The organism is Streptomyces sp. NPDC059695 (genome assembly GCF_042733785.1).
Classification (GTDB): domain Bacteria; phylum Actinomycetota; class Actinomycetes; order Streptomycetales; family Streptomycetaceae; genus Streptomyces.
In genome coordinates this window covers 25925-40396 of sequence record NZ_JBHWFF010000025.1, presented here as the reverse complement: position 1 = coordinate 40396, position 14472 = coordinate 25925, and the positions used below count along the sequence as shown (strand labels likewise).

Annotated in this window: 9 protein-coding genes; 4 read left to right on the top strand and 5 right to left on the bottom strand. The window is 71.1% G+C overall.

Annotation, left to right across the window (positions count from 1 at the left end):
- Nucleotides 1-113 precede the first annotated feature (113 nt).
- Nucleotides 114-2522, top strand: a complete 2409-nt coding sequence (locus tag ACFV2S_RS27600) for a LuxR C-terminal-related transcriptional regulator (protein ID WP_385564473.1) — start codon at nucleotides 114-116, stop codon at nucleotides 2520-2522.
- Here ACFV2S_RS27600 and ACFV2S_RS27595 read toward each other — a convergent pair.
- Both ACFV2S_RS27595 and ACFV2S_RS27590 read right to left on the bottom strand, forming a co-directional pair.
- Nucleotides 2421-3752: an MAB_1171c family putative transporter gene (locus ACFV2S_RS27595; protein ID WP_385564470.1), complete on the bottom strand. Its 1332-nt coding sequence runs from the start codon at nucleotides 3750-3752 to the stop codon at nucleotides 2421-2423. The two genes, ACFV2S_RS27600 and ACFV2S_RS27595, sit on opposite strands and share 102 nt — an antisense overlap.
- On the bottom strand, nucleotides 3745-4275 hold the full coding sequence (locus tag ACFV2S_RS27590) for a ParH-like protein (RefSeq protein WP_385564467.1): 531 nt from the start codon (nucleotides 4273-4275) through the stop codon (nucleotides 3745-3747). Before ACFV2S_RS27590 ends, ACFV2S_RS27595 begins: the two co-directional genes overlap by 8 nt.
- A gap of 303 nt (nucleotides 4276-4578) precedes the next feature.
- On the opposite strand from ACFV2S_RS27590, the gene ACFV2S_RS27585 reads away from it, so the two are divergent.
- Nucleotides 4579-5121 (top strand): SMI1/KNR4 family protein, encoded by a 543-nt coding sequence (locus ACFV2S_RS27585; RefSeq protein ID WP_385564464.1) that lies wholly within the window; start codon nucleotides 4579-4581, stop codon nucleotides 5119-5121.
- A gap of 72 nt (nucleotides 5122-5193) precedes the next feature.
- Here ACFV2S_RS27585 and ACFV2S_RS27580 read toward each other — a convergent pair whose 3' ends face one another.
- The gene (locus tag ACFV2S_RS27580; protein ID WP_385564461.1) at nucleotides 5194-9687 is read right to left on the bottom strand and encodes a hypothetical protein; all 4494 of its coding nucleotides are present in this window, start codon (nucleotides 9685-9687) and stop codon (nucleotides 5194-5196) included.
- Nucleotides 9688-9704: 17 nt separating this feature from the next.
- Nucleotides 9705-10700, bottom strand: a complete 996-nt coding sequence (locus ACFV2S_RS27575; RefSeq protein WP_385564458.1) for a hypothetical protein — start codon at nucleotides 10698-10700, stop codon at nucleotides 9705-9707.
- A 1046-nt stretch (nucleotides 10701-11746) separates the two neighbouring features.
- Here ACFV2S_RS27575 and ACFV2S_RS27570 point away from each other — a divergent pair.
- On the top strand, nucleotides 11747-11875 hold the full coding sequence (locus ACFV2S_RS27570; RefSeq protein ID WP_385564455.1) for a hypothetical protein: 129 nt from the start codon (nucleotides 11747-11749) through the stop codon (nucleotides 11873-11875).
- Nucleotides 11876-12088: 213 nt separating this feature from the next.
- Here the strand turns inward: ACFV2S_RS27570 and ACFV2S_RS27565 are convergent, their stop codons facing one another.
- Nucleotides 12089-13453, bottom strand: a complete 1365-nt coding sequence (locus ACFV2S_RS27565) for a peptidase C39 family protein (RefSeq protein WP_385564452.1) — start codon at nucleotides 13451-13453, stop codon at nucleotides 12089-12091.
- A 230-nt stretch (nucleotides 13454-13683) separates the two neighbouring features.
- Between ACFV2S_RS27565 and ACFV2S_RS27560 the strand changes: the two genes are divergently transcribed.
- Complete coding sequence (locus ACFV2S_RS27560; RefSeq protein WP_385564449.1) at nucleotides 13684-14313, top strand: uridine kinase; 630 nt, start codon at nucleotides 13684-13686, stop codon at nucleotides 14311-14313.
- The last annotated feature ends 159 nt before the right edge of the window (nucleotides 14314-14472 follow it).

Sequence of the window (14472 nt, the reverse complement as noted above, 5' to 3'; positions counted from 1 at the left end):
CCGACAGCCATGCTGAAGTGGTAAACGGATGTGAAAACTGCGAAATGGTTGTTCATCTCAGCTGAAACGCCTGGCTGTCCCCACCCGCCTGGGTCCACCCCCCGGAGCCGTCCTTGACGATCCCCGTGCCCTCGTCTGTGAAGAACGCCCGCACCTCCGCCGCACGCCCACCGACCGCGTTCCCCGCCGACATGGTCGGACGGGACGCCGAGATCGCCGCCCTGTCGGCGCTGCTGACGGATCCGTCGACCCCCGGAGTGCTGCTGACCGGTGTCCCCGGTGCGGGCAAGACGCGGCTCGCGGCCGAGGCGGCCCACGCGTACCGCGCGACCACCGGCGCCCCCACCGTGCACCTGGAGACCTCGGCCGAACCGTGCGCGGACGGCGCGCTCGACGTCCTCGCCGGCCTCACCGCCGGCCGGGACGCGGGAGGGGCCCGGCCGCTCCTGCTCGTCGACGACCTCGACCGCTCGGACCACCACCGGCTGCTACGGGCCTGCGCCGCCGCCTCCGTCGTGGTTCTCGGCACGGCCCGCCAGCCCCCCGCGGCCCACGGCCTCGTCGCCTTCCCGGTGGACCCGCTGCCCGTGCCGCTCGACTGCTCGGCGCTGGATCTCGCCGCCCTCGCACGCGTTCCCTCGGTGCAGGTGTACCTCGCCTGCCTGCGCACGATCAATCCCGCGTTCTCCCTGGAACTGCACAATCAGCAGGTCATCGCCCGGACCTGCGTCGAGGTGGGCGGCAACCCCGGCGCGCTCTGCCGCACCGCGCGGGTCGCCGCGCTGGAGAGCCCCGAGGTGGCGTGGGCCTCGCTCGGCGACCGGACCGTCCCGTACCCGGTCCACGCCGAGGACGGCACCGCCTCCTCTCCGCCCGGCGGCGATCCGCGCGACGCCCCTTCCCGGGCCGCCGACGGGACGCCGAGCTGGCTGCTGGCCCACAGCCAGGTGTTCAGCGGCGGCTTCGGCCCCGAGGCGCTGCGCCACATCACGGCCGTCGCGCCGGAGGAGTTCTCCTCGGCGCTGGAGACCCTGCTGCGCGGCCACCTGCTCACCGCCTCCACCCTGCCGTCGGGCCGCCTGGACGGCACGGCACGGTTCCGGCTCCGGCTGCCGGCGGACGGACCCGCGCGCCGGCTCCCGCCGCCCGAGGACACCGCGGCCCGGCTGGCGCACGCCCGCTACTACGCGGCCCTGGCCCGCGCCGCCGCCGACCGGATCGTCTCGGGGCACCAGAGCTCGGGCCTGATCGCCTTCTGGAGCGAGGAACGCAACCTCCGTACGGCACTGGAGACGCTGCTCCGCCACGGGCGGACCGCCGAGGCGCTCGACCTCGTCGACGGCATCCGCGTCTACTGGCGGGCGACGGGCGGCTGGAGCACCTGGGGCGAAGGGCGCCCCCGCCCCGACCCGTCGTGGACCTCGGCCGGCCACCGCGACCGGATCCGCGTCGACCTCCTGCTCGGCGAGGCGGGCATCCTGGCGGGCCAGCCCGAGGCCGCCACGGACCTGCTGGACCGGATCACGGCGGATGCCGCCCGAGCCGCCGGGCTGTCCGCGCGGGTGACGCGGCTGCGGGCCCTGTGCTTGCTGGCCGCCGACCCCTGCCGCGGCGCCGCCCTGCTCCTCGAAGCGGCCGACCTGCACCGGTCCGACGGCGACCGCCACGAGGCCCGCTACGTGTCGCTGGAGGCGGCACTCGCGGTGTTCCGTCTCGGCGACACGGCGGCCGCCGCGGCCACCGCACTGGAGGTGCTGGCCGCCGCCCAGCAGGGGCGCGACACGCTCGCCGCCGGTGCCGCCCTGCTCCACCTGGCCGTGTTCGCGGCCGCGGAGGGACGCGCGCAGGCCACGGCGCACTACTGCGAGCGGGCCCTGTCGGCCCTGCGCGCCCTGGGGCCGCCGGCCGTCCTGGGCGCCATCGCCGCCACGCTGGGCAGTCCCGCCCTGCCCGACGTCGTCGAACGCGCCGTCGGCACCGCCCGCGGCCTGGGCGCCTTCCACACCTGGCGCGGCGCGTTCCCCGAGGAGGCGGGCACGCCCGACTTCGCCATGGCCCGGCTGGAGGAGCCGGTGCGGGAGCTGCTGGGCGAGGCCGCCTTCTCCCGTGCCCTGGTCGAGGGTTCCAGAGTGTCGCTCCCCGACCTCCTGGCCTCCCTCGTCCCGGCCCCCGCCCCGCCCGCCGCCACGCCCGTGGGCTCCTTATCCCCGGACACCCGAACCCGGATCGGGCCGCTGACGCCGCGCCAGACCGAGGTCTCACGCCTGGTGACGGCCGGTCTGAGCAACCGGCAGATCGCCCACCGGCTGGCGATCTCGGAGTGGACCGTGGTCAACCACATCCGGGACACGATGAAGAAGCTGGGCTGTTCCTCCCGAGTGGAGATAGCGAGCTGGATGCACCACTCCGGCCTGCGCCCGTCACCGGAACCGCCCCTGTCCCTCCGCGCGGCCCTGCCTCCGACCGCTCCCGCCCTGTCCGGACCGACCCTCGTCCCGTCCTGGGCCGGGTCGTCGAAGTGACGCCGCGTCCCCGGCAGGATCCGGAAGGGACACCCCCTGGCGCCCCACCCGGTGGCGCATGTGTTCCACCAGCCCGGCCACGGTGAGCGCCTCGGCCACCTGGACCAGCCACGCCGCTTCCTCCTCGACCGAGCAGTCGACCGGGTAGGCGAGCGCGACGTCCCGGTCCGCCGGGGCGACGGGGCCGGTCCTGGCGGACTCCAGCGCGGCGGCGATGACCGCGGCCTCGGCCAGCGCCGCGCGGCCCGAGGGCGGCACGGGGAACCGGTCCAGCGCCGCGTCCGACAGGGCGCGGGCGTCGGGGGGAACGAAGGCCCGGAGTTCCAGGTAGCCGTCCCGGATCTCGATCACCCGGCGGTAGAGGGCGAACTCGGAGCGGTGCAGGGAGAACAGACGCACCGGCGGCCGGCCCAGGTCCAGGGCCGCCCCGGGGGAGACGGACCGCAGCGCCGACCACAGCGGCTCCAGGGCACGGTAGGTCCGGTAGGCCCGCAGCCACCGCCCGACCGCGGTGGTGACGGCGACCCAGCCCCCGGCGGTGCCGCCAAGGAAGCCCAGGACCAGACAGCACAGACCGAGCATCCGGCCCACCTGATCCAGCCCGGCGCTCTGCCGGTGGTCCACGGCCACGGTGACGATCGCCGACACGCCCCACAGGGCCCAGACGAGGCCCACCGCGACACTGGCCGTGATCAGCCGCAGGCCGGTGCGCAGCGCGCCCGGACCCAGCCCCCGGGCGAACCGGTGCACCGGGACCAGGAACACGGCCAGGCACCACAGGCTGTAGCCGGTGAACACCGCGTCGCTGGAGGCGAGGAGCGGCGCTCCGGTCCCCTCCACGAGAAGCGAGCCGTGCCGGGTGCGCACCCCGGAGGAGAGGAACAGCACCGCGCACAGCACGAGGGCCGAGACGCTGACGCCGATGTGCAGCCGTGCGGTCAGCAGTCGGGGCCGGGGCAGGCCGATCTCGATGACGGCCGGCGGGAGGAAGGCGAGGGCGGCCATCTCCATCTCGCGGCCCAGCAGGTGAGTCAGCTGCGGGGACCACGGCCACTCCAGGTGCAGCGTCGGAGCGGCCAGCAGGGCCATCGCCGCGGCCATGCAGAATCCGAAGCGGCACAGGCAGCGCACCGCGTAGGGCGAGTCGCTTCCGTTGCGGAGCAGACGCAGTTCGTAGCAGCCCAGCCACAGCGCGGCGACGGCCGGGAGGTACGCGAGCAGGTCAGACACGTGACCGCTCGGGGCGGCGGGAGGGGATCCCGACCAGGCTTCCGGCCCGTCCGTGCTCCCGTCCCGGTCCGGGGCCTTCCCTCAGCGCGCGGTGCAGGATGAGGGAGGCGAGCAGTTCCGCCTCCTGCTCGGCGGGCTCGGCGTACACGGTGCGGCCCAGGACCCGGCGCACCAGATCGGGGGAGAGTCCGGGCAGCAGCGCGCGCACGCCCGACGTCTCGGGGGCGGGCGACCGGTCGTGCCCGCAGAGCAGATGGGCCGCCTCGTGCAGGAGGATGTGCTGCCGGTGCAGTGCGCTGGTCCCCGGGGTGCACAGGATGTAGTCGGCCTGGTCGGTCGTCACCAGCAGACCGCACGGGACCCCCGCGTCCACCGCGACCGGCAGCACCTCGATCGGGCGGCCACGGCGTGCGGCCAGGAGGGCCAGGAAGGACTCGGCGTCGAAGGGGTCCGGCAGTTCCAGCCCCTCCGAGAGGGCGCGGACTCTCCGCCACAGGCGTCTGTGCGACCGATCGGTGAGCATCAGGGACCCCTCCCGGCGGAGCGGCGCCGCTCCGCGTCTGCTGCCTTCGAGCAACCCGACGTCCCCCCTGGGCCGCTCAGACATCCGCTCTGAAGGATCAGCTCAACCAGAACGTTTTCGATTGTATGCACGCACAGTGGTACGCCGACAGGGCGCATGCCGCGCTCCCGATCCGCACCTCGCACGGACACGCAGGTCAGAGGCGGCCCGACGGCGCTTGGGCCGGCCCGCCGTGCTGTCGGGCTACAGTGGGCGAGCCCGTCGAGTGGCACAGCGCGTCCGTGCAGAGAGGGGCAGCGGGGAATGAGTGCGGTGGAGAGCTGGTCCCGTGTCATGAATCTCCTCCGGGAGCACGCTCCGGCCGATCACGCGGACCTGCCCGGCCCGGCCCCGGAGGGGGTGCTCGCGGCCGCCGAGGAGCGCATGGGTGTCTCCTTGCCTCAGGATCTGCGGGCGTGGCTGCTGCAGAACAACCTGGATCTTCCCGAGGACGAGGTGGACGACGACGTCGCCTGCTGCGGTTACGACGGGTTCCCCGACGAGGGGAGCTTCTTCCTGGGCATCCGGGCGACGGAGAGGCTCTACGCGAACCACCCCTTGTCCGGTGGGGGCGAATGGCGCGAGGCGTGGATCCCGTTCCTGTCGGATCAGGACGGCTGGACGGGGCGGTTCGTCGACGCGACGGACGGACGCATCGGCAGATGGTTCGTGGGTGAGCCCACGATCACCGGCGAGTACGCGTCCCTGGCCCACTACTTCGACTCCGTGGCGGAGATGCTGACGAGGATCGGCGCCGGGGACCACCCGGCCTGTTCCGTCGTCGACGGGCGGCTCGTCTGGACGTGAGGCCGCGACGCCGTGACACAGAAGTGCCCCCCGGAGGCGAAGAGCTGCCGGGGGGCGCTTCTCATGGTGCGGTTACGGAGTGGGTGCGGTGAATCCGGCGAGGTCGACCCAGTAGCCGTCGTCCTCCATCAGGCGCTGTTCCTTGATGAAGTCGCCGAACGGGCGCATCGACTGGGTGTTCTGCCAGTTCGACATCGAGGACCGGCCACACGGCTCCTTCCACGTCGGTGGCGTGGCGCTCGGGCGCAGGCGGAGCGTCATCGTGTCGTCGGGGTTGCGCGCGACATAGGTCTGAATGCACTCCGCGCCGCTGTAACCGACCGGGTTGGGGCCCGCCGAGTTTCCGGCGCTCTGGGCGGCGTTGGCGAACACGAACTCGTCACAGCTCTTCGAGTCCGTACGCGGCTCCCCCGCGTCCTGGGACCACTTGTCGCTGAACAGACCGGTGCCGCTGTAGGCCTTCCACTTCCTGCCGCAGATGAGCTGACGGTTGCGATCCGACTGGATCTTGCCCGAGCCGTCGACGGACATCTTGTTGCCCAGGTAGGTGAGCGGCTTTCCGTTGATGACGTGCTGCCCCCACTTGATGTTGGTCTTGCGCCACATCATGTCGATGTGTGCCGCGGCCCCGGGGAACTTCCTGGAGTTCATGACGTACGTCGGCTTGTAGCCCGGGAACACACAGCCGGTGCCGGCGCTGGAGACCTCGGTGTCGCAGCGGATGATCAGCTGGCCGCTCTCGAATTCGGTCGGATTCACGACCGTGGTGTTGTTGACCTTGCCGCCGAGGGACAGGTACGGGGTGATCGAGTTCCTGGTGGAGGCGCTGGGCGACCACTTGAACCGCGTGGTGACGGTCCGCAGGAGCGTGTCGCCCTTCGCGAAGGTCTTCGACCCGTTCCAGTCGACGCTGGTGACGTCGCAGTATCCGCGGCACTGGGCCGAGTAGTCGAAGGTGGCGGAGTTCACCGAACCGTCCATCGACTTCAGCCGGATGGTGGCGACCTGCGAGAACTCGGCACTCTTGGGGTCGAGGTAGTACGTCGCGTAGACGTCGAATCCCGCGCTTCCGAGCGGGACGACCGGGACGGTGTTCGAGTACTCCGTCATCCCGTAGTCGCTGTGGATACAGGCGGTGCTGCGCTTGCGGGTGAGGTTGTGGTTGACCGTCGAGCACGTCGCGGTGCTCATGGCCGCCATCTGCGCCATCCTGGCGGTGTTCGCCGAGGACCTGCCGGCCGCGGCGAAGGAACTGTTGGTGACGTCCTCCTCCGGCTCGACCGGCGCCGGATCCGGAGCGGTCGGGTCGGCCGTCATGCTGCCGGTCAGCGCCTGACCTTCGTAGGTGCCCGGTACGAACGCCACCGCGTCGAACGCGATGTCCGCCGACCCGTTGCCGCCGTTGAAGTTGTCGAGCCGCACCTCGGGGATCTGGTCACCGAATTCGTAGGCGCCCAGGTCCACCCACTTGTTGGCCTGGTTCGCCGTCTGCGAGATCTCCGCCTCCTCTTCCCCGTCGGGCGTCTGGATCCGGTACACGGCGTTGGTGGTCTGCGCCCCGTGGTCGGGTATGTGGACGAAGATCTGCGCCTGGCGCGTGGTGTTGGTCAGCGGAGCGTTCAGCTTCCACGTGCCGGTCACCTTCAGGCGCTCGGCGTCGGCCGGGTTCGCCTCGGGCGAGCGGGTGTGCGTGAACCAGAAGTGGTTGCCGTAGCCCGCACCGATCTGATGCGTGTCGATCTTCCCCGGATACGTGGTGACGGTGGTCGGGTTGTCCGTACCGTCGTTGGTGAGGTCCATCTGGGTGTCCCACGGGACGTACGTGAAGTTGAAGGTGCCGCTCGACTTCACCGCCCCGCATCCCCGCTTGGCGTCCACGCCGGCGGGTATGGTCCCGTCCGCCACGTCGTCGACCACCAGAGCGCCGGCGGGCAGCGCCGTGGTGGCGCAGTTCGGCGGGTAGGAGCCGGCGTCAGGCTGCTCGCCGTAGGACGTCGTGAAGCGGTGCACACCGTTGCCGCACTTGGCCCCCGTGGTGCAGTTCTTCCACTGCGCCTCGGTGATGGGCTGGTTCCACCAGCAGTGCAGCCAGTGCGGGTTGGTCTTGCTGGTGCCCGCGTCCAGGGTGCAGGCACCCTGGCCCTGGTCGTTGGAGTCGTTGTCGCCGATCTTGGCCGGGTTGCAGTTGTTCGACGCGTTGCAGAACAGGTCGATCGGGGGCTTGGCGCTCGCGCGGTCCGCGTTGGTGGTCCACCATGCGGCGCGATAGCCCGCCTGGAAGTCATTGGGAGCGAACATCGCCGAGATCGGGCGCGCCGCCCAGCCGATCACCTTCTCCTCGTACGGCCAGTCCTGCGGGTGCGCGGCGTGGCTGTAGTCGTCCTTGGAGGAGTCGGTGGCGTGCTGCAGGAACGGCACCCGGTTGGCCTTCCACAGGGGGTTGGCCGGGTTGTTCGTCCAGCCCACGCCCGAGTGCCCCGCGGAGTCGGCGGTGCCGTAGAAGCCGGAGTTGTACGCCCAGAGGGCGAAGAACCAGTTCTCGATCCACTTGGGGTGGCCGCCGTTGATCTTCATGCCGGCGTTGTACGTCTGGTTCCACTTCTCCGACAGGATCCGCACGCCGGCCGCGACGTTCGCGGTGTAGTCCAGCGCGACCGCTTCCTGGGCGACCGTGGACAGGGCGGTCTCGCCCGGCTTGGTCTTGCCCGCCAGGCGCATGCCGTCGGTGGCCTGGGTGATGCCGTAACCGCAGTCGGCGTTGGCCCAGTTGATCCGCCAGGGGTCGAGCTGCTCGCCGGACGCGGCGAAGTCGACGCCGTAGTAGTTGCCGACCAGCGAGTTGGCGGTGACACCGGGCACGGCGAAGCGGGTGGCCTGCCACATGTTGGATTCCTGCGCGGTGATGCCCAGCATCACCTGTGCGGGAATGTGCCACTTGTCGGTGACGGCGGGGTCCTCGTTGTCGAGCGTGCCGTTGGGGTCACCCGCGAGGACGGTCGGCGGGAACAGGCCCTGGGGCTGGTAGCCGCCGGCGATGCCGGTGTTCTTCCAGTTGCTGTCGCGGTAGAAGTTCAGCTGACCGACGACGGCCTGGTCCACGGCCCATTCGACCTGGCGCGGCGTGGGCTGGAACGCCTGCTTCTTCACGTCGTTGCGGGCCACGGCGCAGTAGCGTTCCCCGGTGCCTTCGCTCGGGTCGTCGGCCTGTGCGGTCAGGGCCTGCGTGCGCGCGGCCTGCGTGGACGGGCGTGCTGTGCGCTTCCCGCCCGTGTCGGGGCCGGAGCCGACCGGGCCGCCGGTGCGCAGAGCGGGGGACAGGGCGTGCCCCTGTGCCTCGTTGCCCACGCGGTGCGCGCCGGGGCGCAGGTCGAGGGTCACGGACCTGCCCGAGTCCAGCAGGCGCAGGGACGTACGGGCGGGGCGCGGCTTGGCGGCGTCCTCCGGGTTGACCAGGGTGGTCTTCCCGTCGGACCAGGTCGTGGTCAGGGCCGCTCGGGCGTCGCTGGAGATCTCCGCGCCCTTGGGGAGCTTGCCGGGGTTGTGCACCCGCTTGGGCAGGGCCTTGGACGTGGCGTCACCGGTGACGAACACCTCGCCGCGGGCCGAGCGGGTCAGGTCCCAGGCGTGCAGCTCGCCGGAGGCGACGGTGACGGGCTGGGTCTTCTTGCCCTGCCTCACCTTCGTGCGGTCCAGGTGCTTGGCCCAGGCGGCCGGCTTGTCGGACGCCTTCTTGTCCAGCTCGCGGTCGATGTAGGTGATGCCGCCGTCGGCGTCGACGGTGACCTGGAACGGCACCGTGGTGGTGGACGCCAGGGTCTTCTCGGTCGTGCCGTTGATCCGTACCAGCTTGTTGCCGTGGGCGGCGACGATGCCCGCGTCGGTGGGGATCGCCGAGGTGATCTGGCCGCCGAGCGTGACCGGCTTCGACTGCTTGCCGGTGGCCGCGTCGACGGTGATCAGACGGGTCTGCTGCTTCTCGTCACCGTCATGGGTGAGCTGGGTGAACACCGCCCGATCCCCCTGGCCGCAGCCGGGCGAGAAGTAGGCGAGCGACGACTGGAACGGCAGCTTGGTGACCTTGCCCGAGGTCAGGTCGACCACCGCGGTGAAGGCGCCGCGCACCATGAGCTCGGGCTTGTTGGTGAACATGCGCGGCGCGTACGAGACGGCCGCGTACGTGCCGGACTCGGTGACGCAGTGGTTGCCGATCCAGGTGTCCGAGGCGAATCCGTCCTCGAAGAGACTGGCGATCGTCCGGAGTTGGTAGCCGTCCTTCTCCTTGCCCGCAAGGAGGTGGAAGCCGGTGCCGTCACCGGTCGTGGTGACCGCGGTGTCCGGGGACTTCTCGTAGCCCTTGCCGAGCAGGCCGGCGCGGTCCTTCGCGGGGATCGCGGAGGGTCCCAGGGAGAGCTTCTTCTGCTTCTGGCTGGTGGCGCTCCACCCCTGCGCCGCGCCCTTGGGTGGCTTTGATTCCCCGGCCTGCGCGGGCAGGCTCAGCGGTATCGCCAGCGCGGTGGTCACCGCAAGGGTGACCGGCACGCGCAGACGGAAACGTATCTGTCTCAACTGTGTTCCTTCTTCGGTTACTTGACTGCCTTGGCGGCCGCAAGGACCTCGCCCATGCGCTTCTTGACGGCGGCGAGCGGGTCCTTGTTCTCCTCGATCAGTCGCTTCTGGACGGTCGACTCCTCCTTGAACCAGACCTCGATCAGACGGGTCTGCTCCTTGCAGTCGATGTCGTCCAGCGCGAGCTCGATCGCGTTCTTGGTGGTGCCGTCGCCGTCGGCGTAGCCCTGCTCCATCGCCCGGTACGGATCGGCGGCTTTGCGGCCCTTGCCCTTCATGCAGGCCGACCAGCTCTTGAGGGCCTTCTCGACCGGCTTCAGCGGCCGGGACTCGGAGAGGCTCGTCGAGGCGAGCATGGTGACGAAGCCCGCATCCTCGTCGTTCACCTTGAGCCGCTGCTTCGACCAGCCGGCGCAGCCGCCCTCGTGCAGCTTCTTTCCGTTGTGCTCGGCGCGCGCGGGCTCCGGGACCCCGCCGAACCGGCCGGTGGCGCCCTTGCCTCCCTCGGGCGGGGCGGACTCGGGCTTCTTGTGCCCGGTCAGGACCTCCACCTCGATGCCCGAAAGCCCGTTCTCGACTGGTTCGAGGCTCCGGGTCAGCTCCTTCGGCAGCCCGTATCCGTACTTCTGCGCCTGTGCGCGGTCGCTGAGGCCGTAACGCCGCTCGACCGAGACGGCGTTGCTCTGGGGCGGCGGGTTCACGCCGGGACGCGGCAGATCGACGGTCAGCCCGTACTCGGACATGCACTGTGTCTGCAGGGTGCGCAGCGCGGTGTCGACGGTGACCTGATCCGCGTAGGAGGGCAGATAGGACTCAAGCGGCAGCTCCAGGCCCTTGACCAGTCCGGAGGTGGGCACCTCCGCCGGCCAGTCGGCTCGGTCGATCGGGGCCTTGTCCTTCGGGGCCCCGCCCTTCGCCGAGTCGGAGGCCGATCCGGACGAGGAGCAGGCACCGAGCGAGATTGCCGCGAGCATGACAGTAGTGGCGACGGTCGTTCGCCTGAGGACGTGCATGGGATTTCCTTCTCTGCGTGACGTGAGGTGGTCCACGTGCGTGGCGCATGCCTGCCGCGCTCCGTACGCTCAGCGGCGCGGCGCCTCTACCGGAGTGATGCGGGAAGCTCCCGGAGCCGGAGACAGGCCGGCCGGCCGACCAGTCGCCAGGCCGAGGGCGGGCGCGGTGGTCACCGTCATCGACGGGATGGCGGGCGTCCGGTCCCGGGCGATCGCGACTCCACTGACAGTCAGCGCGCCGAGGAAGGCAGCGCCCCCTGGCCCGACAACTGCCACACGCTGCCGGGTTCCGTCGTGCCGGACATCAGAATTCCGGCCCTGGGCGTCGTGGCGATTTCGGCACGGTCGTACCACTGCCAGATCGTGCGTCACGAAAGGAAGGGTCATACCGGCCCCGCGCAAACGGCTTCTTCGATTTCACTCGAGCCGAGGGGGGATCGTGCGCATCTGAGCGATGACTGCACGGCGGGCGTCAACGCTCGCACGAGTTGCGATACAGGCCGCATGCAGCCCCCCCGGCCTGCTGAAATCCATGTAGATCCACCCTACACTCCGGGGCGGCCAATTCAAGATCCATAAAGCTGACCTGTCGTGCGATCAGGGGCATACGGGATGACTGCCGATCTTTGGCGTCGCTTTGACGGTCCCTCGACTACGGAATCCCGAATTCGCGCAAGTCTGGGCCGAATTGCGCCGCAGCGGCCGCGGACCTGTCCGCACAAGGGACGCGGCGATACAAGGCCTTGTACGTGGTCGGGGCGACGTCGCACGCGGTCAGCGGTGCAGGGTCCGTCGTTCTCGCGCTCGGCCCGAGGTGGTCAACATGAGCCCGGTGCGGCATTCGTGATGGTTCGACAGGCCCGCGCCGCAGGCCCGGCTTCCAGCGCTCACGGAGTGCCGAGTCGGCTGATCACCACGAACGAGGACCGCCTGCCCGGTGCACCCCTCGTCGCTGAGCCCGCACCGGGATCTCTCCGGCCCGGCACATAACCCTCTCGGCGCTTTTCTCCCATGCTGTGCGCCACAGGAGGATTCCCGTGAATCCCATGACACAGGCCGAGAACCTGGAAAACCCCGTCATTCCTGTCGACGACAGGAAACTTCCCCTCTTCGACGAGATGGCCGCCCTCGCACAGCAGATCGGCATCGCCCGTCTCCGGCAATACGACTCATGACGCGTTGCGGACTTCGAGCTCCCCGCATACGACCCGCACGACTTGCGGCACAAAGGGAGCACCGTGGCCCTGACCGACGGAGAGTCCCTTCACGAGCTGCCTCGCCGGCTCGGACGCTGTTCGACCAAGGTCACGGTGGACCGGTACGGCCCTCTCACTCAGGACGGCCGAGCTGCCGTCAGGCCGTCGAGACGGCCTGACGACGGCGCATGCTCAGGCCAGGCCGAGCGGCCGCAGCACGAGGCGCTGTCCCGGTGTCGGCCTGGCCGGCCAGTAGACGTAGCAGACACCGCCAGTGCCGCTTCTGACCTTGCCGTTCGCGTCGTAGCGCTTGGTGCGCAGCCAGATGTTCTCCCACTCGCGCCGGGCGTAGACCCGGCGGACCGCCTCGTTGCTCGGGGAGGCCGGGTCGTTCGCGATCACGTCGCCGGACGGGGTGAAGCCGATGACGGTCATCAGGTGGCCCGAGGTGCCGTATCCGGCGCCGGTCAGTTCCTCCTTGCGGAAGGACTGGGACGTTATGGCCGGGATGCCCGCCCTCACCAGCGATTCGAGTTCCGTCAGCGAACGCAGGCGGGTGACCACGGCGTTCATGTCCGGGTAGGTGGCCGCGTAGGCGGCGTTGAAGGGCCAGTTGCCGCAGCCCTGGTACTGGTGGTCGTAGGTGAAGCGGGCCGCGTGGCAGACCTGCGGGTCGGCGAAGGCCGGGTCCACCCAGGCCAGCTGCTCGGCCGAGGGGCGGCGCCCCCAGTACTCGACGATCATCTGGGACGAGGTCGGGCTGCACCAGGCCTCGCCGCCGTTGTCGTACTCGGGGTACTGCCCGACGTGGGTGTTCTGGGAGTAGCGCGGGACCTCCAGCTCGTGCGCGGGGCCGGGCTCGGTGGCCGGGACCGTGAAGCGGTCCGGGATGTCGGAGGCCATGGCGCCGAACCGCCGGACCGTCGGGGTCAGGTCGCTGCCCGGGGCGCGGTAGAGGGTCAGGCGCAGCCGGTACGCGTGCAGCCGCAGGCCGCTCGCCGGGTCGTCGATCGCGAAGGTGTCGGTCCAGACGGTGCTCTTCCCGTCGGTCTGGTCGTCGACCGAGGTGCGCCGGATGTCGTCGTCGCCGGAGGCCCAGCGGCCGAGGACGTACCAGGGGGTGGCGGTGCCGTCGGAGTACGTGCCGGACAGTTCTGCCTGGAGCCAGGTGCCGGGGGGCGTTTCGGCGTTCCAGGAGGCGATGACCTCGGTGGCGGGCACGGCCGGGGTGTGGACGGGTGAGGTCCAGGTCGCGTACTCCCAGGCGGAGGTGCGGCCGGTGTGCGGGTCGGTGTAGTCGAGGAGCCCGGTGGGGGTGGCGAGGACGAGGGCGGGGCGGTGGCCGGCGACCGCCTTCGTGCCGGCCGCCGTGCCGCACCTCCAGTCCGTGTACGTGGACCAGAAGCGGTTGTCGACGAGTCCGGCGGCGGGGGCGTGGCCCCGTTCGGCGCCGCCCCCGGCCGGGGCGGCGGCGGTGGCGGGGCCGGCGGCGGTCGTTCCCGCTGCGGCCGCGAGCGCCGCGGCGAGGACGGTTCTGCGCGGGGTGGAGCTGGTCATGGGCGGTGACCCCCAGTCGAGAACGGTGGGCGTGCGGAGGGGCCGGGGCGTGGGCGTACGAGACCTCCGCGCCGGCCGGACGGGACGGGGCTGCGCGGGCCCACTATCCCGGCTCCGGCGGGGCCTCCGCCAGCACTTCGCCCCGCGTCGCCGCACCAATATTGGTCTCCACCAGTGGCGGCGGTACCTCCCTGACCTGCGGCGGTCCCCCGCTCCCCTACCCTGGGGCCATGAACGACCTCGACCGCGCCGCGCACGCGCTGCTCCGGCTGCCGCCCTCCTGCGGACCGGTCCGGCTGGTCGCGGTCGACGGCCACGCGGGCTCCGGCAAATCCACCCTCGCGGCCCGCCTGTCCGCCGCCCTCGGCGACGCCCCCGTCCTCCACCTCGACGACCTCGCCACGCACGAGGAGCTCTTCGCGTGGACGGGCCGGCTGCGGGAGCAGGTCCTGGGGCCGTTCTCCCGGGGCGAGGCCGCCTCCTACCGCCCGTACGACTGGCGGCTGCGGCGCTTCGGGGAGCCGCGGGACCTTCCGCCGGCCCCGGTGGTCCTCGTCGAGGGAGTCGGCGCGGGCCGGAGCGCGGTGCGGCCGTTCCTCGCGTGGCTGCTGTGGATGGAGCGCGGGCCCGAGGAGTCCTGGGCGCGCGGGCGCCGTCGGGACGGGCCGGAGCAGGACTCCTTCTGGGACGGATGGACCGTGGCGGAGACTCGCCATTTCGCCGAGGACCCCTCCCGGGCCTTCGCCGACACCCTGGTACGGGAGTGCCCGGAGGGCTACGACTGGCTTCCCGGGCCGGCCGTGACAGCGGGCGCGCACCAGATCATCACGCACCGTGACGGCGTCATGTCCGCGAACTGAGGGGGCGGAAGTCCGCTTCCGCAAGTGCCTCAACTTCGCTTGACCCAAGGGGCGTACAGGTCTTACGTTCTGAATGTGCGGCTTTTCGGAGCCGCCGCGGACACGAAGCCCCCGGTTGTTCCCCCGTGATCGGGGGCTTCGTTCTGCCCTCACAGGCCC